Genomic DNA, 18,720 nt, shown 5'->3' on the forward strand with positions numbered 1-18,720 from the left:
GTAGACCCGCGTCGCTCTCGGCTCCGTGAACGGGGAAGGGCGGCTGTCCTCCCCCCGCTCGCCGCGCGCGCCAGCGACGCGTCGGGCCCCGACGCGGTCGCATGTGTATGACGAGCTTTTCCTGGTTAACCCGCCTAGCCCGCGACCGCGGCGCAAACGTCGCGGCGTTGATGGCGGTGGCGATGATCCCGCTCGCCGCGCTCGCCGGCTCGGCGCTCGACGTGTCGCGCATGTACGTGGTCAAGTCGCGGCTGCAGCAGGCGTGCGACGCCGGCGTACTCGCGGGTCGGCGCTTCATGGACAGCGATGACAACGCCGCGCTCGACGCCAGCGCCACGGCGCAGGCTAAGACGTTCTTCACCAACAACTTCGGCGCCGGCTTCTTCGGCGCGACCGGCGCCAGCTTCACCCCCACCAAGACGAGTGACCAGCAGGTCGCGGGCACTGCCTCGGTGCAGGTGCCGATGACCGTTATGAAGATGTTCTCCATGGCCACCGCCAATCTCTCGGTGACGTGCAAGGCGCGCTTCGACATCGCGGATACCGACATCGTCTTCGTGCTCGACACCACCGGATCGATGGCGTGTCGGCCGGAGGATACCGATGCGCAGTGCAGTAGCTATACCAACGCTAATCCGGCTCAGCCGTACACGCGCCCGAGCAGCGATCCCGACGCGATGCCGGGCTATCTCGGCTCGACCAGCTACGCCGTGCCCGAGACCACCACCGGCAACGGTTCTCGGATCAAGGCACTGCGCCAAGCAGTGAAGGACTTCGCGGCTGTGATCGCCTCGTCGGTCGATAGCAGCACGCGCGTGCGTTACGGGTTCGTCACCTATACCTCGACGATCAACGCTGGTAAGGCGATCAATCAGGTCTCTCCCGCGTATCTGTCGGGCGGCACAACGTCTGACAAGACGTGGTTCTATCAGACGCGCTCATTCAACGGGGGCGAGGCGCAGGAGAGCTTCACTGGTAGCCTCAACTCCAAGGCACAGGCCGACTGTACGACGGTGATGGGCACGCGGTCCTATGGAACGGCCGGAACGTTTAACACCAGCGCTACCGCGAACTATACGGGCGGCCAGCTGTGGAGCAACGGCAAATGTTACGGAAACGTCACCCGGAACATGGTGCCGACCTACGATTATGCACGCAAGGAACTGGATATCTCCAAGTTTCTAACCGGTGTCTCGGTCCCCGATCCGAGCAAGATAACCGGCGCAACCTCGGTTTGGGATGGCTGCATCGAAGAACGCTATACACAGGCGGGTACGACCAACTTCACCTCGGACTCCTATGACCTCACGCCGGAGCTGGTCCCGACCAGCGATACGAAGACCAAGTGGCGGCCGATGTGGGCCGACGTCGAGTATAATCGCGCGAACTACGGCGGCGAAGTCGGCAACGGCGAAGATCATAACAACCTCGGTGGCGCCAGCCGTCGGCAGCTTGGCTATTATTCCTGCGGTAAGCCGGTCCATCGCTTATCGACGATGACAACCGCTCAGATCGCCAACTACGTCGACGCACCTGACTTCAAGCCGCTCGGTGGCACCTATCACGACACCGGCATGATCTGGGGCACGCGGTTGCTCAGCTCCGCTGGCATCTTCGCTTCGGACAATTCGGGCCGAACCGGCCAGCCGGCGCCCCGCAAGGTGATCGTCTTCCTCACCGACGGCGACATGTCGCCGAACGCCACGCTCTACGGTCTGTACGGCGTCGAGAGCCTCGACCGCCGCGTCAGCAACGGCGACACCGGTAACCTCACGACCTACCACAACGCGCGCTTCCTCTACGAGTGCGGCCGCGCGCGCCAGCTCGGCATCGACGTGTGGACGGTGGCGATCGACACCAGCTCCAGCGACCAGCTGACGCAATGCGCCCGCAACAGCTCGCAGGCGCTGTACACCACCACCGGCAGCGGGCTCTCCGCGATCTTCCAGAAGATCGCCAAGCAGGTCGCCATGCTACGGATCGACCAGTGAGCGCGCGGCGCTCCGTGGCGCTCGACCGTCGCGGCGTCAGCACGATCGAGTTCGCGCTGCTCGCGCCCGTCCTGTTCATGGTGGTGCTCGGCCTTTTCGACCTGATGTACGGCGTCTACGTCCGCTCGGTGCTGGAAGGCGCGGTGGTCAAGGCGGGGCGCGACAGCGCGCTGGAGAACAACGCCGCCGACCAGAGCGTGATCGACGCCAAAGTGCGCACGATGCTCGCGTCGCTCGGCGGGGGCATGACGATCACCACGTCGCGCAAGAGCTACGCCAGCTTCTCGCTGGTCAAGCCCGAAGCGTTCGACGACCAGAACCGGAACGGCGTGCGCGATGCCGGCGAGTGTTTCGACGACGTCAACGGCAACGGCGTATGGGACGCCGACCCTGGCGTCGGCGGGCAGGGCGGCGCCAACGATGTCACCAACTACACCGTCACGCTGACCTACAACCGCATCTTTCCGATGGCGGCGCTGGCGGGCTGGCCCAGGGTGCAGTCGCTGACGGCGAGTACGCTGCTCAAGAACCAGCCGTACAAGACCCAGACCAGCAGCGTGGTGAAGTCGATATGCACCTGAGCCTCACCCCGCTCGCCGCGCGGCTGTGGCGCGATCGCTCGGGCGTGTCGATGATCGAGTTCGCGCTCACCTTGCCCGTGGTGCTGACGCTCGGCTGCTACGGCATCGAGACCAGCAACCTGGCGCTGACCTCGCTTCAGGTCAGCCAGCTCGCGCTCAACCTCGCCGACAATGCCTCGCGTGTCGGCAGCATGCAGAGCGACAACTCGACCCAGCTGCGCGAGGTGGACATCAACGACGTGCTCACCGCGGCGCGCCTCCAGGGGGCCAAGCTGGGGCTCACGACCCGGGGGCGCATCATCGTCTCCTCGCTCGAGGAGAGCGGCGGCAAGCAATATATTCACTGGCAGCGCTGCCTCGGCACGCAAGGCGGCACCGAGTTTGACTCGCATTTCGGCACCACGCCGGTAACGGCCGGCACCCAGACTGGTAGCGGCTTTGCCGGGACGGTGGTGACCGGGATGGGCAAGACCGGCGCGCAGGTCACCGCGCCGCCGGGCACCGGAGTGATGTTCGTCGAGGTCAATTACCTCTACAACCCGATCATCAGCAGCCGCTGGCTGAGCACGGGCGTGCAGCAGATGCGCTTCACCGCCTCGTTCATCGTGCGCGACCGTCGCACCTTCGACATGGTCTACAATCCCGCGCCGGCGGCGCAGCGCTACACCTGCGACCGCTACACCGCGTCCTGAGCCGCGGCGACCGCGTAGCGCAGGTGCAGTGCGCCGTGGTCGAGCTGGTCGACGCCGATCAGCTTGAGGCTGACCTTGCCCTTCAGCCCCGCGTCGCCCGCCTCGACGATCGCGCGGCTGTCGCCGCCGTCCAGCGCTGGCGCGAGGACGAGGTCGAACTGCTCGACCAGGCCGGCGGCGAGAAAGCTGCCGTTCACCCCGCCGCCGCCCTCGAGCAGCAGGTGGCGCGCGCCGAACCGCTCGCCCAGCAGGTCGAGCGCCTCTGCCAGACCGAGCCCGCCGTCGCGCTCCTCACAGACGATGTAGGAGACGCCGTCGCCGGCCAGCTCGGCCAGGTGCTCGTCCGAGACATCGGGGCCGAGCAGTACCACGACATGGTCGCCGTGCAGCTCGCTCGCGGTGAAGTGAAGCTTTCCGCCGCGGTCGAGCGCGATCGCATAGGGGCCGTGGTCGCGCGCGACATGGATTGGGCGCAGCGGCGTGCCGGCATCGGCGGGCGGGTGCGGGGTGCCCTTGGCCATCTCCGCCATGGTCACGCGGCCGACGATCCAGCCGTCCGCGGAATAGCGGTCGTGGATCGCTTCATAGGCGCCGGTCCAGTCGGTCGCGGTGCCGTCGGGGCTGTCGGTCCAGCGGCTCGGGTGGAGCCGGCCATCGAGCGAGCCCGCCATCAGACAGGTGAGGCGCGGCCGGGTCATGCGGCTGCCTCGCCGCGATAATCGGCGTCACTGACCGGCTCGAGCCAGGTGACCGCGCTGCCGTCCTTCTTCTCGGCGATGGCGATATGCGTCATCGCGGTTTCGGGTGCGGCGGCGTGCCAGTGGCGCTCGTCGGGCGCGAACGAGACGATATCGCCTGGCGCGATCTCCTCGACGGCGCCGCCCTCGCGCTGCACCCGCCCGCGCCCGAACGTCACGAGCAGCGTCTGGCCGAGCGGGTGCGTGTGCCAGTTGGTGCGCGCGCCTGGCTCGAAGGTGACGGTGGCGGCGGTGAGCGCGCCGCTACCCTCGAAGGGCATGTCGAGCCGAACAGTGCCGGTGAAATAGTCCGCCGGGCCGCGCGAAGACGCGATGTCGCCGCTGCGCGTGATCTTCATGGGTTGGTCTCCGCGAGGATGATGCGCACTCAACGCGGCGCATGCGCACCGTCTCCCTGTTGTCGCGATGAGCGGGTCGCGACGCCGCGTTGAGCGGGTCAGCGTGCTGCGCCGGCATCGGCCGTGGCGTTCACGGCGGCCTGCGCGAGGTAACGTGGCGCCACCCGCGCCCGTGCGCGCTGCTCATAGGCATAGCCCGCGCCGAGCACCGCCTGGTCGCCGCCGCGCGTGGCGATGAACGAGAGGCCTACCGGCAGGCCGTCGGCCAGCCCCATCGGCACGGTGAGATGCGGATAGCCCGCGATCGCGGGCAGCTGCGATGCCGAGGGGCCGCCATATTGGTCGCCATAGACCCGATCGCTCGGCCAGGCGGCGTCGTAGCTCGGTTCCACCAGTAGCGTCGCGCGCGCTTGGCGCAGCATCGCGTCGATCCCCTGCGCCCCGGCGAGCCGCAGCGAGGTCGCGCGCGCGGCGCGATAGGCCGGGTCGTCGAGCCCCTTGGTCTGCTCCGCTGCCTCGAACAGCTCCTGGCCGAAATAGGGCATCTCGGCGCTGGCATGGGCGCGATCGAAGGCGATCACCTCGGCGAGCGTGCGCGTCGTGACGGTCGCCGGCGTCGTGGCCAGATAGGCGTTGAGATCGGCCTTGAGCTCGGTCTTGAGCACCAGCAGCTCGGCCTCGCCGAGCCCCTCGAGCTTGGGCGGCGTGACCTCGACCAGCTCGGCGCCGACGGCGCGCAGCACCGCCAGTGCGGCGTCGTAGCGCGCGGCGAGCGCGGGGCGCAGCTCGGGCGGGCGAATCACCGCCACGCGCGCGCCGCTCAGCGCGCTGGTGGAGAGCGCGGCGGCATAGTCGGTGGTGCCGCCGGTCATGGCGCCGAGCAGCAGCGCGGTGTCGCGCACGCTGCGCGCCATCGGACCGGGCGTGTCCTGGCTGTGGCTGATCGGCACCACCCGCTCGGCGCTGACCAGCCCCAAGGTCGGTTTGAGCCCGACCAGCCCGTTGAGCGAGGAGGGGCAGGTGACCGAGCCGTCCGTCTCGGTGCCCACCGCCGCGGCGGCGAGGCTGGCGGCGACCGCGGCGCCCGAGCCGGAGGAGGAGCCGCATGCGGTGCGATCGAGCGCATAGGGGTTGCGCACCAGCCCGCCGACCGCGCTCCAGCCGCTCATCGACCGGGTCGAGCGGATGTTGGCCCATTCCGACAGGTTGGTCTTGCCGAGGATCACCGCGCCCGCGGCGCGCAGCCGCGCCACCAGCGGCGCGTCGCGACGGGTCACGTTGCCCGCGAGCGCGAGGCTGCCGGCGGTGGTAGCGACCGGGTCGGCGGTCTCGATATTGTCCTTGAGCAGGATCGGCACGCCATGGAGCGGCCCGCGGACGAGGCCGGCGGCGCGCTCGGCGTCCAGCTTGCGCGCCTGGGCGAGCGCGTCGGGGTTGAGCGCGATGACGCTGCGCAGCGTCGGGCCGCTGCGATCGATCTTGGCGATCCGGGCGATATAGGCGCGGGTGAGCGCCGCGCTGCTGGTCGTCCCGGCGGCGAGCTGCGCGCTCAGCTGCTCGAGCGATACTTCCTCCACCTGCGGCGCCGCGACCGCGGGCACCGCCAGCAGGCTCCCGGTGAGAACCATAGCCGTCATCGTCGCGCGCATCGATCGCTCCTCATCGTTCGCACCTATCCTCGCGCGTTCTCAGGTGCTTGGGCAAGCGCGCGACGCGCCGGCGATGGACTTCCGCCCCGCACCGGCTAGGAACCCGCGACGGCTGCGCTCCGGCGCGCCTTCTTCTCTCCCGCTGCAGCGGAGCCGCGCATGAACGACGATCTTCGGGCCCTGATCCGCACCATCCCCGACTTTCCCAAGCCCGGCATCCAGTTCCGCGACATTACCACGCTGTTGCTCGATCCTGCCGGCGTGGCCGCCTGTGTCGAGCGGATGGTGGCGGCGACCGAGCGGCCGGTTGATCTGGTCGCTGGCATCGAGGCGCGCGGCTTCCTCTTCGCCGCGGCGCTCGCGGTGCCGCTGCGCGCCGGCGTGCTGCTGATCCGCAAGGACGGCAAGCTGCCCGGGGCGACCATCGCCGAGGATTATGCGCTCGAGTACGGCAGCGACCGGATCGCGATCCACGCCGACGCCTGCGCGCCGGGAGCGCGCGTGCTGCTCGTCGACGACCTCATCGCCACCGGCGGTACGGCGCGGGCGGCGGTGCGGCTGCTGCGCAAGGCCGGCGCCGAGGTGCGCCAGGCGCAGTTCGTCGTCGACCTGCCCGACTTAGGGGGTGCCGAGCGGCTGCGCGCCGACGATATCGCGGTCAGCGCGCTGGTGGCGTTCGAGGGCCACTGAGCCGCGCCGGAACCGCTTGCGCCCCAGCGCCGTTGGCTTCGTATTGGCGGCGCGTATCAGCCGCTTCCTCCGAGGTATGGAGAGTTCCGATGAGATGGACCCACATCGTCGCCGCTGGCCTGCTCGGCGGGCTGGCGGCCATGACCTCTGCCTGCTCCACCGGCTATGGCTATAGCGGAGTCGGCTTCGGCGTCGGCAGCGGCGGTTATTACGACGACCCGTACGGCGGTTACGGCTACGGCGGCTACGGCTACGCGCCGAGCTACTACGGCTGGAACGACGGCTTTTATTACCCGGGCACGGGTGTCTACGTCTACGATCGATACCGCCGGCCGTTTCGCTGGAACGGCAACCAACAGCGCTACTGGCAGCAGCGCCGCGGCGGCTACGGCGGTCGCGACGTACGCGACAATTGGCAGGGGTTCCGCCGCGACGTCGGACGCGAGCGGCGCGATCATCGCGGCGACCTCCGCGCCAACCGCGACGCCTATCGCGACGGCACGATCACGCGCGACCAGTTCCGCCAGGGGCGACGCGACGCGCGGCAGGAGTATCGCGGCGACGTCCGACGCGAGTATCGCGAGATGCGCCGCGAGAATCGCGCCGAGGGCTATCGGGCGCCGCGGCCGGACCGATCGGATCGCGGGCCGGGGCCGCGGCGCGGGGAGCGCCCGCGCTGACGGTTCAACCGTGCTTCTTGAGGCCGCGCACTCGGTGCCAGACGTAGAAGGCGATCGCCGCGACCAGCACCACGCCGATCGCCGCGTCGGCGCGGTGGAAGAAGGCCTTCAGCCGCGGGTCGCTGTTCCACTTGTCGCCCAGCGTCATGCCGATCCAGGCGAGCAGCAGGCAGAACGGCCACGAGCCCACGAAGGTGTAGACGTGGAACGGGATCAGCTTCATCCGCGCCATGCCGGCGGGGAAGGCGATGAAGGTGCGGATCACCGGCAGCATCCGGCCGATCAGGATCGCCCAGCCGCCCCAGCGATTGAAGAAGCGGTCGGCGAGGTCGAGTTCGCCCGGCCCGACCAGCACGTAGCGGCCGAACTTCTCCGCCATCGGCCGTCCGCCACGGCGACCGATCTCATAGGCCACGACCGAGCCGATGTTGCAGCCGATCGCGCCCGCGGTCGCGGCGAGGAACAGGTTGAGCTCGCCGGTGGAGACGAGATAGCCCGCGAAGGGCATGATGATCTCGGACGGCAGCGGGATGCACGCGCTCTCGATCGCCATCAGCAGCGCGATGCCCCAATAACCGCCGGCGGAGATCACGGCGATGGCGAAGCCGGCGAGGGCGGCAAGGATCTTCTCGACCATGATGCGGCGCTTGCGTCACGCGGGTGCGAAAGGGAAGCCGCAAAGTGGAACCGTGCCGTCCAGCAACGGTTCGACGCGCATGACTGACCTCACGCTCAACGACGGCCGCGTTCTGCCCCAGCTCGGGCTCGGCACCTACCAGATCCCCGATTCGCAGGTCGCCGCGGTGGTGCGCGCCGGGCTCGACCTCGGCTTCCGCCTCGTCGACACTGCCGCCCTATACCACAATGAGCGGGGCGTCGGTGAGGGGCTGGCGCATGACGACGTGTGGCTCACCACCAAATTGTGGCACGACCAGCACGGCGACGCGGAGGCGGCGCTCGACGCCAGCCTGGCGCTGCTCGGGCGCGATCATGTCGACCTGTACCTGATCCACTGGCCGCACCCCGCGGGCGAGCGCTACGTCGAGGCGTGGCAGACGTTGGTGTCGCTGCGCGACATGGGCAAGGCGCGGTCGATCGGCGTGTCGAACTTCCTGCCCGAGCATCTCGACGCCATCATCGACGCGACCGGCGTGGTGCCCGCGGTCAACCAGATCGAGCTCCACCCGACCTTCCAGCAGCGTGAGGTGCAGGCGTACAACCGCGAGCGTGGCATTGTGACCCAAAGCTGGTCGCCGCTGGGGCAGGGCGAGACGCTGCGCGACGAGCGCGTGGTGGCAATCGCCGAGCGGCTCGACGCGACCCCGGCGCAGGTGCTGATCGCCTGGCATCTCGCCAAGGGGCTGGCGGTAATTCCCAAGGCGGGTAACCCGGAGCATCTCGCGAGCAACTGGCAGGCCACCGAGCTGAGCCTGAGCGACGACGATGTCGCCGCGATCGACGCGATGGACGATCCCGACGGCCGGATGGGGCCGGACCCGCGCGAGCTGTAAGGCGCGGCATGGGATCCTCGCCGTTCCGGGGAGGATCCCGCAGGATCAATCGTCCATCTCACCCCGCCGCCGCATGCGCCTTCCTGAGATCCTCGACGAAGCGCTCATATTCACTTGCCTTCGCCGCCTCGTCGGGGAGCCGCAGCAGGTAGCTCGGGTGCACGGTGATCCAGGCCGCGCCGCCCTCGGGTAGGCGCAGCTCGCGGCCGCGCTCGCGGCCGATCGTCATCACCTTGCCGAACAGGCTGCGCGCTGCGGTCGCGCCCAGCGCGACCGTCACCTTCGGACGCAGCAGCATCTGCTCCTGCTCGATCCACCAGCGGCATGCCTCGATCTCGCCCGCGTCGGGCTTGGCGTGGATCCGCCGCTTGCCGCGCGGCTCGAACTTGAAGTGCTTGACCGCATTAGTGACATAGGTCTCGGCGCGGGTAATCCCCGCCGCCGCGAGCGCGCGGTCGAACACCTGCCCCGCGGGGCCGACGAACGGATGGCCGGCGAGATCCTCCTGATCGCCGGGCTGCTCGCCGACGAACATCATCGTCGCGTCGACCGGACCCTCGCCGAACACCGTCTGCGTCGCCGACTTGTAGAGATGGCAGCGCGTGCACGCCGACGCCTCGTCGCGCAGCGCCTCCCACGCCGCCCGCGCGTTGTCGCCGACCGCGCTCTCCCGCGCACGCGCCTTGTCGATCATCCCGCTCTCCCGTGCCTGCGCGGTCGCCAGCAGCTGCGGCACCAGCGCGGTCTCCGGCATGTTCTTCCAGTATTTTCGCGGCATCTCGCGGAGCATCGTGCCGACTTTCACGCGCGCCGGATTGAAGATGCTGGCGTAATAGGTCTTCCACACCTCCTCGATCGGATCGCCCTCGGGCGCGTCGCCGCGCTCCGCCGCCGGCCCCTCCTGGAGTGCCGCGCCGTCCCAGTGGAGCGACACCTCGGGCGTCAGGATCGACCAGCGCATGCTCGCGAACCGGTTGACGAAAAAGGCGGCGTTGGCGCGGACGATATGATGCTCGGGCTCGAACCAGGCGACGTAGCGCTCGCCCGCGTCGTCGCTGACCGAGCGGAACCGGAGGAAGGCGCGCATTTTATGGATGTCGCGCCGCACCGACTTGGCGAGCGTCTCGATCCTGCGGACGAGCGGGTCGGCATGATCGTCGGTCAGCCGCGGGGTCTCGCGCAGCCGCCAGAGCATCGCGTAGAGCAGCGCGAACCGCCCCGCGTCACGGTGAAGCGCGGCGCTGTTGGCGAGATCGAGAAAGGCGCGCGGCACGCGCATCGCCGGCGCGGTGGCGTCATGGCGCGGGGCAGGGGACGGATCGGTAGGCGTCGCGGCGAAGAGATCGGTGGCGGCGGTGCCGACCTGCCACACGACGGCATCGGGCGCGACATGCTCGGCCAGCAGCCGGCGTGCGGCGTCGCGCCAGCCGTCGACGTCGTCGGGGGCGGAGAGGGTGACGACGCGCATTGCTAGCGCAGGTCTAAGCCCCTCCCCTGCGGGGGAGAGGTTGGGGTCTGGCGTTCCCGCAGGCGCACCGCTCGCGGCAACGCCCCACCCTCGACCCCTCCCCTAAAGGAGAGGGGAGGAGAGGAGGTAAGTGTGTCGCGCATCATTACCCCGCCACAGCGCGCCACCGCGGCAATCCGTTTCACCCGCGAATCACTCTCACGCCGCGAACAGCTCCAGCTGCTGCGTCTTCGCCTTGGGCGCTACCAGCGGCCTAAGCTCGGCGCGGTCGGCGAGGACCACTGGTCGCCAATCTTCGCAGACGATGAACGGCCGCACCCGCGCGATCGAGACCGTCAGCCGCGCCACGTCGTCCAGCCGCAGCCGACGCCAACGCCGCGCTGCCAGGATGCTCTTCACCGCCTTGGTGCCGAGACCCGGCACGCGCCACAGCAGCTCGCGCGGCGCGCGATTGACGTCGACCGGGAAGCGATCGCGGAACTTGAGCGCCCAGGCGAGCTTGGGATCCATGTCGAGCGGCAGCATGCCCGTCGCCTCGTCCGCCGCGGCGACGACCTCGTCGGTCGAGAAGCCGTAAAAGCGCATCAGCCAGTCCGACTGATACAATCGATGCTCGCGCATCAGCGGCGGGCGCTGCAACGGCAGCACCGCAGAGGCGTCGGGGATCGGGCTGAATGCCGAGTAATAGACGCGGCGCAGCCCGAAACGATCGTACAGCGTCGACGCCTTGCGGACGATGTCGCCGTCGGTCGCGGCATCGGCGCCGACGATCATCTGAGTCGATTGCCCCGCCGGTGCGAAACGCGGCGCGGACTTGTAGCGAGTGCGCGCATCGGCGGTATCGGTGATTGCCGCCTTCATCTCTCCCATCGCACCCTCGATGCGGGCGCCGTCCTTCTCGGGTGCGAGCCGACGCAGTCCACCCACGGTCGGCAACTCGACGTTGATCGACACGCGATCGGCGTAGAGCCCGGCCTGGTGGACCAGCTCGGGATCGGCGTCGGGGATCGTCTTGAGATGGATATAGCCGCGGAATTGATGATCCTCCCGCAGCGACCGCGCGACCTCGACCAGCTGCTCCATCGTGTAGTTCGACGACTTGATGATGCCCGACGAGAGGAACAGACCCTCGATATAGTTGCGGCGATAGAAGGAAAGCGTGAGGTTCACCACCTCCTGCGCGCTGAACCGCGCGCGACGCACGTTCGAGCTCTTGCGATTGATGCAATAATGGCAGTCGAACACGCAGCTGTTGGTCAGCAGGATCTTGAGCAGCGAAATGCAGCGGCCGTCAGGCGCGTAGGCGTGGCAGATGCCCATGCCCTCAGTCGAGCCTAGCCCCTTGCCGTCGGCCGAGGTGCGCTTGGAGGTGCCGGACGATGCGCACGACGCGTCATACTTCGCCGCGTCGGCGAGGATTTCCAGTTTCTGGCGGACGTCGAGCTGCGCCATGTGTTCGATGTATGTTCACTTCGCCGGCTTGTCGAGGGCGAAGCGACCTGCCATGGATCAGTGCCGTGCGGAGGATCAGCGATCGGCTCGGACCCAATGGTCCTTATCTCGCACTGGCGCTGACCTGCCTGCTCGGCTGGAGCTTCAAGGCGCATTGCGGCGCGGCATGGAACGGCAGCGAGCAATATGTCACCGGCTGCTACAGCGATGCGGTGCCGTTCTGGGGCTTGCGCGGGGTAGCGGCCGGGCAGGTGCCCTATTTCGAGGCGCGGATGGAATATCCCGTGCTCACCGGCGCACTGATCTGGATCGAGGGTTTGTTTGCCCATCTCATCGGGGGCGCGCGCGCCGACGCGGCGGACTTCCTTTTGGCGGTGACGTTCGGCAACGCGCTTCTCGCCTTCGTGGTGCTGGAGCTGATCCGCGGCGCGGGTGCCGGCCTCTCGCGTCAATATGCCTGGGCGCTGGCGCCGCCGCTCATACTCTACCTCGGCCACAATTGGGACCTGCTCGCCGCCACCTTCGCGGTCGCGGCAATACGCGCGGCGTCGCGCGGCCAGGCGGCGCGCGCGGCTGCGCTCGCGGCGTTGGGGGGCGCGGCCAAGCTGTTCCCCGTGCTGCTGCTCCCGCTGCTGGGTCTCGGCGCGCTGGTCGGGCGCGGCGCGCTCCCGCTGCGGGTGTCTCGCACGGCGTTGCTGGTCGCGGTGGCGATCGGCGCCTGGGGCGCGGTGAACCTGCCGGTGGCATGGTTCGCTTTCGACAATTGGCGCGAGTTCTACGCCTTCTCGGGCGAACGCGGCGGCACCGCGGCCAGCGTATGGGAGCTGCTGGCGCAGTTCGGCTGGTGGCGTACCGACGTGGCGGCGCGCAATCTGTGGTCGCTGCTGCTGTTCGTCGGCGGCGCGGTGACGATCGTGACAATTGGCTGGCGCCGCCACAGCGCGCAGCCGTGGCTGCTGTTCACCCCGGTGCTCGCCTGGTTCCTGCTGACCAACAAGGTCTATTCGCCGCAGTTCGACCTATGGCTGTGGCCGCTGCTGGTGCTCACCGCGACTCGCGCGCGACCACTTGCCTTGTTCCTGCTCGGTGACCTCGCCGCATATTTCGCCGAGTTCTGGCTATTTGCCGGCTGGGAGGGGGCGAATGTCTCGGCGACTCAGGCGGACGTGCTCGTCGCCGCGAGCGTCCGCGCGGTGGCGCTGCTGTGGCTGATCCACGCCGCGGTGCGTGATCCGGCGCCACGCTGGGTCGGCGGGCAGAGGGCGAGCGACGCGGAATCGACCCCGGCGCAGACCGGAGAGCAGGCCCTCCCCCGAGCCGTCGTCCCCGCGAAGGCGGGGATCCAGACGGACTGACGTTGCGCCTCTTGCACTTGCCTAGGCGTGTCTGGATTCCTGCCTACCTGCGCAGGAAGGACGAAGTGGAAGGCAACGGACCACGGCGGCGGCGATGCAGGACGGACGCTGGGTTGAATGACAAGCATCCTCCCCGCCGCGCCCATTACCGCGGCACGTCGCCGCGCTCGTGCCGCTCGCGGTAGAATTGTTGCACCACGGCCCAACCCTCGGCGGCGCTCTCGACGTAGCGGAAGATGCCGAGGTCGCGCTCGGACACCACGCCTTCCTCGACCAGCGCCTCGAAGTTGATCACGCGCTCCCAGAACTCGCGCCCGAACAGCAGTACCGGAATGGGTTCGACCTTGCCGGTCTGGATCAGCGTCAGCAGCTCGAACAGCTCGTCGAACGTGCCGAACCCGCCCGGGAACGCCGCCAGCGCGCGCGCGTGGAGCAGGAAGTGCATTTTGCGCAGCGCGAAATAGTGGAACTGCGTGCTCAGCGCGGGCGTGACATAGGGGTTCGGCGCCTGCTCGTGCGGCAGCACGATGTTGAGCCCGATCGACTCGGCGTGGACGTCCGCCGCGCCGCGGTTGGCCGCCTCCATGATCGAGGGGCCACCGCCCGAGCAGACCACGAAGTGGCGCTTGCCCGCCTCGTCGCGCGGGAAGTTGGAGCAGAGCTGCGCCAGCTCGCGCGCCATGTCGTAATATTTGCTCTTGGCGACCAGCCGCTCGGCGATGCGGCGGCTCTTCTCGTCGGTGGCGAGATCGAGCAGCGCCTGCGCCTTGGCGGGCTCGGGAATGCGGGCCGAGCCGTAGAAGACGAAGGTGGAGCCGATATGCGCTTCCTCGAAGATCAGCTGGGTCTTGAGCAGCTCGAGCTGGAAGCGGACCGGCCGCAGATCCTCTCGCAGCAGGAAGTCCATGTCCTGGAAGGCGAGCTTGTAGGCAGGGCTCTCGGTCTGCGGGGTGGAGACGTTGGTCTTGGCGACCTCGGCATCCTGCGAAGCGCGCGGGAAGACGCGGCTGGGTACGCGGGTGTCTGTCATCGCGGATCGATAGGACGGGATGATGACGGTCGCAAGAACATGGGACGCCTCAGCGGCAGAAGCGCGCGCCGTCGTCCTCGAGGTGCAGGTGATCGCGGTGCACGGCGTTGTAATCGGGCGACAGCACTGTGCCGAAGCGGCGGCAGGCCGAGGCGTGGACGGTGCGCAGGAACAGCTGCACCTGCGGGTCGGGCGAGCGCCAGTCGTTCACGATCGAGATGCGGCGGCCGTCCTTTAACTCGAACGCGGCGATGTCGATCGCGTTGGCGAGCGCGTGGCCGGAGCGTCGCGCCGGACCCTTGGTGCCGATTGTGTTGCGACAGGCGTAGCTGCCCATGCTGACGATGCGCGACAGCTCGGAGCCGAGAATCTGATAGGCCGCGGGGGCGACGCCGTTGCGCGCCCAGGCGGCGTAGGTGCGCGCCTCGCCGCAGCGCACCGCGCCGAGATTGGCGGTGGGCACGCCGATGTCGAGCAGCTTGACCGTGCCGATCAGCGCGCAGCCGCCGCCATATTGCTTGTCGGGCAGCGGCTGGAAATCGACTCCCAGCGCGCGCAGGTCGGCGAAACACTGGCGCGTCTCGCGCAGGCTCGGGCCCTCTACCTCTCCGCGGGCGCTCGGCGGAGCGGGGCGCTCGGTCCGCCCGCAGCCGGCGAGCAGCAGCGCGACAAGGAGGATGAGGAAACGGTGGTTACGCCACGACGCCATCGGGATTGTGTAACGACGGATCGCGCCGAGCTAAAGTGGTGCGTTGCCGAACGGAGAGGTGGAGGATGATGATCGTGAGGACGACCACGCGCGGGGTCTGCACGATCGCGCGCACAGTCGTCAGCCATGCCAGGGTGAACAGCTCTTCCTCCACCCAGACGCTTTCCCACAGCTGCGAATGTGCATAGTCGATCGTCAGGTCGAGCAGCCACAATCCCCACCGCCAACGCAGCAGAGCGGGGACTGGTACGCGCGTCGGCGCGGCGGGGTCGTGGCTGATCCGCCAGAATTCCAGCACCACTTGGAAGGGGCGGATCAGGGTGGCGAACGGCACGAAGAACCAGATCACCGCCGAGTGCGGCCTGTATCTCGGCCGGTAGCGCGACGTCGCCGCGAGAAGATGCGCGTTGCGCCCGATGGCATCGAGCCAGCACAGCAGCGCTACGGCGGCGATCGCGAAGAGCAGCAGATTGAGATCGACGTCCAGCGCGTGATGCAGCAGCCACGGCGACAGGGGCGGCAGCGGCAGGACATGGCCACCGATCCCGCCGTGCCGGTTGATCGCGAGGAGAGCCGCCATGGAGCGGATCGCTTCATCGACAAGCCACAGCCATCACGCGGCAATCGCCGCGATGCCCCAAGCGATCTGGTTACACGCCCGGTCCTCCGTCTCGCTCACGCCGCTGCCTGCTCCGCCTGCCAACCTCCTATTTTAGACGATGACCCGGCTTGCCAGCTGACGCGCGCCTCTGTAGCGCGATCGACGGGCCACGCGGTCCCAACGCCGCGCGTGCTCTCTGTGAGGAGAGTCAGACATGACTGATACGACCGCCGCCGACGCTACCCTTGCGCCCGCAAAGCCCGCCACCAGGCCGGCCCGCCCGCATTTCTCGTCCGGCCCCTGCGCCAAACCGCCCGGCTACAATCCCGCCAAGCTCGCCACCGACGTCCTCGGACGCTCGCACCGCTCGAAGCTCGGCAAGCAGCGGCTGCAATATTGCATCGACCTGATGCGCGAGCTGCTCAACCTGCCCGACACGCACCGGATCGGCATCGTCCCCGGCTCCGACACGGGCGCCTATGAGATGGCGATGTGGACGATGCTGGGCGCGCGTCCGGTCACCGCGCTCGCCTGGGAGAGCTTCGGCGAGGGCTGGGTGACCGACGCGGTCAAGCAGCTCAAGATCGATCCCACCGTCATTCGCGCTGACTATGGCCAGTTGCCCGACCTCGCGCAGGTGGACTGGAGCAACGACGTGCTGTTCACCTGGAACGGCACTACGAGCGGCGTGCGCGTGCCCGACGGCGACTGGATCCCCGCCGACCGCGAGGGGCTGAGCTTCGCCGACGCCACCAGCGGCGTGTTCGCGTACGACCTGCCGTGGGACAAGATCGACGTCGCCACCTTCTCTTGGCAGAAGGTGCTGGGCAGCGAGGGCGCACATGGCGTGCTGATCCTGGGCCCGCGCGCGGTCGAGCGGCTGGAGAGCTACACCCCCGCTTGGCCGCTGCCCAAGGTCTTCCGCTTGGTCTCCAAGGGCAAGCTGACCGAAGGCGTGTTCAAGGGCGAGACGATCAATACGCCGTCGATGCTGGCGGTGGAGGACGCGATCTGGTCGCTCGAATGGGCCAAGTCGCTTGGTGAAGGCGGGCTGATCGCGCGTTCCGACGCCAATGCCGCCGCGCTCGACCAGATCGTCGCCGAGCGCGACTGGCTCGGGCACCTCGCCGGTGACCCGGCCTCGCGGTCGAAGACCAGCGTCTGTCTCACGGTTGACGCCGACGAGGCGGTCATCAAGAAGATGGTGTCGCTGCTCGAGGCGGAGCACGCCGCCTATGACGTCGGCGGCTATCGCGACGCGCCCCCGGGGCTGCGCATCTGGTGCGGTGCTACCGTCGATACCGCCGATATCGTGGCGCTCGGCCCGTGGCTCGACTGGGCCTACGCCACCGCGACGAGCGCGGCAGCTTAACACACTCCTCGTCATCCCCGCGAAGGCGGGAATCCAGACACGCAGGTCGTCGCAGGAGCCGCATCGTCAGCGGCTCTGGATCTCCGCCTCCGCGGGGGATGACGACCGAAATCGAAAGGCACCTGAATGCCCAAGGTACTCATTTCCGACAAGATGGACCCGCGCGCCGCCGAGATCTTCCGCGAGCGCGGCGTCGAGGTGGACGAGATCACCGGCAAGACGCCGGACGAGCTCAAGGCGATCATCGGCCAGTATGACGGCCTCGCCATCCGCTCCTCGACCAAGGTGACCAAGGACATCCTCGAGCACGCCACCAACCTCAAGGTGGTCGGCCGCGCCGGCATTGGCGTCGACAACGTCGACATTCCCGCCGCCTCGGCCAAGGGCGTGGTGGTGATGAACACGCCGTTCGGCAACTCGATCACCACCGCCGAGCACGCGATCGCGCTGATGTTCGCGCTCGCGCGCCAACTGCCCGAGGCCGACGCCTCGACCCAGGCGGGCAAGTGGGAGAAGAACCGCTTCATGGGCGTCGAGGTCACCGGCAAGACGCTGGGGCTGATCGGCGCGGGCAATATCGGCTCGATCGTCGCCGACCGCGCGCTCGGGCTGAAGATGAAGGTGGTGGCGTTCGACCCGTTCCTCACCGAGGAGCGCGCGGTCGAGCTGGGCGTGACCAAGGTGACGCTCGACGAGCTGCTCGCGCGCGCCGACTTCATCACGCTGCACACGCCGCTGACCGACCAGACGCGCAACATCCTCTCGGCCGAGAACCTCGCCAAGACCAAGAAGGGCGTGCGCATCGTCAACTGCGCGCGCGGCGGGCTGGTCGACGAGGTCGCGCTCAAGCAAGGGCTCGACTCGGGCCATATCGCCGGCGCCGCGCTCGACGTGTTCGTGACCGAGCCCGCCAAGGACAGCCCGCTGTTCGGCACGCCCAACTTCGTCTCTACCCCGCACCTCGGCGCCTCGACGACGGAGGCGCAGGTCAACGTCGCCATCCAGGTGGCCGAGCAGATGGCGGACTATCTCGTCTCGGGCGGCGTCACCAACGCGCTCAACGTGCCGAGCCTCTCGGCCGAGGAGGCGCCCAAGCTGCGCCCGTACATGGGGTTGGCGGAGAAGCTCGGCTCGCTCGTCGGCCAGCTCGCCACCGGCGCGATCGACCGCGTGTCGATCCACCGCGAGGGCGCCGCGGCGGACCTCAACCCCAAGCCGCTCACCAGCGCGGTGCTCACCGGCTTCCTGCGCCAGCAGACCGACACGGTGAACATGGTCAACGCGCCGGTGCTGGCGCGCGACCGCGGCATGGAGGTGCGCGAGATCCGCACCGAGCGCGAGGGCGATTACCACACGCTGCTGCGCGTCGCGGTGCGCACCGCCGACGGCGAGCGCTCGGTCGCGGGTACCTTGTTCGGTGACTCGGCGCCGCGGCTGGTCGAGCTGTTCGGGATCAAGGTCGAGGCCGATCTCACCGGCGCGATGCTGTACGTCGTCAACGAGGACGCGCCGGGCTTCATCGGTCGCATCGGCACGCTGCTGGGCGAGGCGGGTGTCAACATCGGCACCTTCCACCTCGGCCGGCGCCAGGCGGGCGGCGAGGCGGTGCTGCTGCTCTCGGTCGACCAGCCGGTTGACGCCGAGCTGCTCGCGCGCATCAAGGCGCTGCCGGGCGTGAAGACCGCGATGGGGCTGGCGTTCTGAGGAGGTGCCGCCGCTACGGGATAAGCGGCTGATCGAGCGGAGTGGAGACTTAGATCCTCCCTGGGGCTCAGGGAGGAGTTAGCTTAACACTTGGCACTCCCTCCCCTTGAGGGAAGGGCCGGGGTGGGGCGCTTCCTTG

The 18,720-nt window shown here is 68.6% G+C and carries 18 protein-coding genes; 9 read left to right on the forward strand and 9 right to left on the reverse strand.

Annotated elements, in window-relative coordinates; genetic code table 11:
* Positions 1-170 precede the first annotated feature (170 nt).
* Genes QBJ89_RS03660 through QBJ89_RS03670 form a run of 3 tightly spaced genes read left to right on the forward strand, consistent with a single transcriptional unit; the run spans position 171 to position 3,264 of the window.
* Entirely contained in the window at positions 171-1,991 is a 1,821-nt protein-coding gene (locus QBJ89_RS03660) for a pilus assembly protein TadG-related protein (protein WP_277979194.1), read from the forward strand.
* Complete coding sequence (locus QBJ89_RS03665) at positions 1,988-2,572, forward strand: TadE/TadG family type IV pilus assembly protein (RefSeq protein WP_277979195.1); 585 nt, start codon at positions 1,988-1,990, stop codon at positions 2,570-2,572. The genes QBJ89_RS03660 and QBJ89_RS03665 overlap by 4 nt, the downstream gene beginning before the upstream one ends.
* Positions 2,563-3,264: a TadE/TadG family type IV pilus assembly protein gene (locus QBJ89_RS03670; protein WP_277979196.1), complete on the forward strand. Its 702-nt coding sequence runs from the start codon at positions 2,563-2,565 to the stop codon at positions 3,262-3,264. Before QBJ89_RS03665 ends, QBJ89_RS03670 begins: the two co-directional genes overlap by 10 nt.
* Here the strand turns inward: QBJ89_RS03670 and QBJ89_RS03675 are convergent.
* From QBJ89_RS03675 to QBJ89_RS03685, 3 genes are all read right to left on the reverse strand, one after another.
* Positions 3,249-3,962 carry a RibD family protein gene (locus QBJ89_RS03675; protein WP_277979197.1) on the reverse strand — a complete coding sequence of 238 codons (714 nt, stop codon included), beginning with the start codon at positions 3,960-3,962 and terminating at the stop codon, positions 3,249-3,251. The two genes, QBJ89_RS03670 and QBJ89_RS03675, sit on opposite strands and share 16 nt — an antisense overlap.
* Positions 3,959-4,360, reverse strand: a complete 402-nt coding sequence (locus QBJ89_RS03680) for a (R)-mandelonitrile lyase (RefSeq protein WP_277979198.1) — start codon at positions 4,358-4,360, stop codon at positions 3,959-3,961. The genes QBJ89_RS03675 and QBJ89_RS03680 overlap by 4 nt, the downstream gene beginning before the upstream one ends.
* A 98-nt stretch (positions 4,361-4,458) precedes the next feature.
* Positions 4,459-6,009, reverse strand: a complete 1,551-nt coding sequence (locus QBJ89_RS03685; protein ID WP_277979199.1) for an amidase — start codon at positions 6,007-6,009, stop codon at positions 4,459-4,461.
* A gap of 159 nt (positions 6,010-6,168) precedes the next feature.
* On the opposite strand from QBJ89_RS03685, the gene QBJ89_RS03690 reads away from it, so the two are divergent.
* Positions 6,169-6,699, forward strand: coding sequence for an adenine phosphoribosyltransferase (locus QBJ89_RS03690; RefSeq protein WP_277979200.1), 531 nt, complete (start codon positions 6,169-6,171; stop codon positions 6,697-6,699).
* 89 nt (positions 6,700-6,788) lie between these two features.
* Positions 6,789-7,379 carry a hypothetical protein gene (locus tag QBJ89_RS03695; RefSeq protein ID WP_431522502.1) on the forward strand — a complete coding sequence of 197 codons (591 nt, stop codon included), beginning with the start codon at positions 6,789-6,791 and terminating at the stop codon, positions 7,377-7,379.
* 4 nt (positions 7,380-7,383) lie between these two features.
* Here the strand turns inward: QBJ89_RS03695 and QBJ89_RS03700 are convergent, their stop codons facing one another.
* On the reverse strand, positions 7,384-8,016 hold the full coding sequence (locus tag QBJ89_RS03700; protein WP_277979201.1) for a DedA family protein: 633 nt from the start codon (positions 8,014-8,016) through the stop codon (positions 7,384-7,386).
* 79 nt (positions 8,017-8,095) lie between these two features.
* Here QBJ89_RS03700 and QBJ89_RS03705 point away from each other — a divergent pair, with 79 nt between their 5' ends.
* On the forward strand, positions 8,096-8,890 hold the full coding sequence (locus tag QBJ89_RS03705) for an aldo/keto reductase (RefSeq protein WP_277979202.1): 795 nt from the start codon (positions 8,096-8,098) through the stop codon (positions 8,888-8,890).
* A 58-nt stretch (positions 8,891-8,948) separates the two neighbouring features.
* Here the strand turns inward: QBJ89_RS03705 and QBJ89_RS03710 are convergent, their stop codons facing one another.
* Together QBJ89_RS03710 and QBJ89_RS03715 are read right to left on the reverse strand one after the other, a co-directional pair.
* Complete coding sequence (locus QBJ89_RS03710; protein ID WP_277979203.1) at positions 8,949-10,358, reverse strand: UdgX family uracil-DNA binding protein; 1,410 nt, start codon at positions 10,356-10,358, stop codon at positions 8,949-8,951.
* Positions 10,359-10,556: 198 nt separating this feature from the next.
* On the reverse strand, positions 10,557-11,810 hold the full coding sequence (locus QBJ89_RS03715; protein ID WP_277979204.1) for a putative DNA modification/repair radical SAM protein: 1,254 nt from the start codon (positions 11,808-11,810) through the stop codon (positions 10,557-10,559).
* A 65-nt stretch (positions 11,811-11,875) separates the two neighbouring features.
* Here QBJ89_RS03715 and QBJ89_RS03720 point away from each other — a divergent pair, with 65 nt between their 5' ends.
* Positions 11,876-13,165, forward strand: coding sequence for a hypothetical protein (locus QBJ89_RS03720; protein ID WP_277979205.1), 1,290 nt, complete (start codon positions 11,876-11,878; stop codon positions 13,163-13,165).
* Between the two features lie 145 nt (positions 13,166-13,310).
* Here the strand turns inward: QBJ89_RS03720 and QBJ89_RS03725 are convergent, their stop codons facing one another.
* Genes QBJ89_RS03725 through QBJ89_RS03735 form a run of 3 tightly spaced genes read right to left on the reverse strand, consistent with a single transcriptional unit; the run spans position 13,311 to position 15,484 of the window.
* The gene (locus tag QBJ89_RS03725; RefSeq protein WP_277979206.1) at positions 13,311-14,195 is read right to left on the reverse strand and encodes an LOG family protein; all 885 of its coding nucleotides are present in this window, start codon (positions 14,193-14,195) and stop codon (positions 13,311-13,313) included.
* 49 nt (positions 14,196-14,244) lie between these two features.
* On the reverse strand, positions 14,245-14,904 hold the full coding sequence (locus tag QBJ89_RS03730) for an extensin family protein (RefSeq protein WP_277979207.1): 660 nt from the start codon (positions 14,902-14,904) through the stop codon (positions 14,245-14,247).
* Entirely contained in the window at positions 14,888-15,484 is a 597-nt protein-coding gene (locus tag QBJ89_RS03735) for a DUF4328 domain-containing protein (RefSeq protein ID WP_277979208.1), read from the reverse strand. The genes QBJ89_RS03730 and QBJ89_RS03735 overlap by 17 nt, the downstream gene beginning before the upstream one ends.
* Before the next feature lie 235 nt (positions 15,485-15,719).
* On the opposite strand from QBJ89_RS03735, the gene QBJ89_RS03740 reads away from it, so the two are divergent.
* Together QBJ89_RS03740 and serA are read left to right on the forward strand one after the other, a co-directional pair.
* Positions 15,720-16,877 (forward strand): phosphoserine transaminase, encoded by a 1,158-nt coding sequence (locus QBJ89_RS03740; RefSeq protein ID WP_277979209.1) that lies wholly within the window; start codon positions 15,720-15,722, stop codon positions 16,875-16,877.
* A gap of 126 nt (positions 16,878-17,003) precedes the next feature.
* Positions 17,004-18,581: a phosphoglycerate dehydrogenase gene (gene serA / locus QBJ89_RS03745; protein WP_277979210.1), complete on the forward strand. Its 1,578-nt coding sequence runs from the start codon at positions 17,004-17,006 to the stop codon at positions 18,579-18,581.
* Positions 18,582-18,720: the final 139 nt, after the last annotated feature.

The sequence above is a fragment of the Sphingomonas phyllosphaerae genome, from assembly GCF_029623345.1.
In the GTDB taxonomy this organism is placed as follows: Bacteria; Pseudomonadota; Alphaproteobacteria; order Sphingomonadales; family Sphingomonadaceae; genus Sphingomonas; species Sphingomonas phyllosphaerae_C.

Excerpts from the sequence above, each read along its gene's own strand:
- serA (WP_277979210.1), top strand. The coding sequence starts at position 17,004 with ATGCCCAAGGTACTCATTTCCGACAAGATGGACCCGCGCGCCGCCGAG.
- QBJ89_RS03670 (WP_277979196.1), top strand. The coding sequence starts at position 2,563 with ATGCACCTGAGCCTCACCCCGCTCGCCGCGCGGCTGTGGCGCGATCGC.
- QBJ89_RS03700 (WP_277979201.1), bottom strand. The coding sequence starts at position 8,016 with ATGGTCGAGAAGATCCTTGCCGCCCTCGCCGGCTTCGCCATCGCCGTG.
- QBJ89_RS03715 (WP_277979204.1), bottom strand. The coding sequence starts at position 11,810 with ATGGCGCAGCTCGACGTCCGCCAGAAACTGGAAATCCTCGCCGACGCG.
- QBJ89_RS03690 (WP_277979200.1), top strand. The coding sequence starts at position 6,169 with ATGAACGACGATCTTCGGGCCCTGATCCGCACCATCCCCGACTTTCCC.
- QBJ89_RS03710 (WP_277979203.1), bottom strand. The coding sequence starts at position 10,358 with ATGCGCGTCGTCACCCTCTCCGCCCCCGACGACGTCGACGGCTGGCGC.
- QBJ89_RS03725 (WP_277979206.1), bottom strand. The coding sequence starts at position 14,195 with ATGACAGACACCCGCGTACCCAGCCGCGTCTTCCCGCGCGCTTCGCAG.
- QBJ89_RS03680 (WP_277979198.1), bottom strand. The coding sequence starts at position 4,360 with ATGAAGATCACGCGCAGCGGCGACATCGCGTCTTCGCGCGGCCCGGCG.
- QBJ89_RS03705 (WP_277979202.1), top strand. The coding sequence starts at position 8,096 with ATGACTGACCTCACGCTCAACGACGGCCGCGTTCTGCCCCAGCTCGGG.
- QBJ89_RS03740 (WP_277979209.1), top strand. The coding sequence starts at position 15,720 with ATGACTGATACGACCGCCGCCGACGCTACCCTTGCGCCCGCAAAGCCC.
- QBJ89_RS03695 (WP_431522502.1), top strand. The coding sequence starts at position 6,789 with ATGAGATGGACCCACATCGTCGCCGCTGGCCTGCTCGGCGGGCTGGCG.
- QBJ89_RS03685 (WP_277979199.1), bottom strand. The coding sequence starts at position 6,009 with ATGCGCGCGACGATGACGGCTATGGTTCTCACCGGGAGCCTGCTGGCG.
- QBJ89_RS03730 (WP_277979207.1), bottom strand. The coding sequence starts at position 14,904 with ATGGCGTCGTGGCGTAACCACCGTTTCCTCATCCTCCTTGTCGCGCTG.
- QBJ89_RS03660 (WP_277979194.1), top strand. The coding sequence starts at position 171 with ATGGCGGTGGCGATGATCCCGCTCGCCGCGCTCGCCGGCTCGGCGCTC.
- QBJ89_RS03735 (WP_277979208.1), bottom strand. The coding sequence starts at position 15,484 with ATGGCGGCTCTCCTCGCGATCAACCGGCACGGCGGGATCGGTGGCCAT.
- QBJ89_RS03675 (WP_277979197.1), bottom strand. The coding sequence starts at position 3,962 with ATGACCCGGCCGCGCCTCACCTGTCTGATGGCGGGCTCGCTCGATGGC.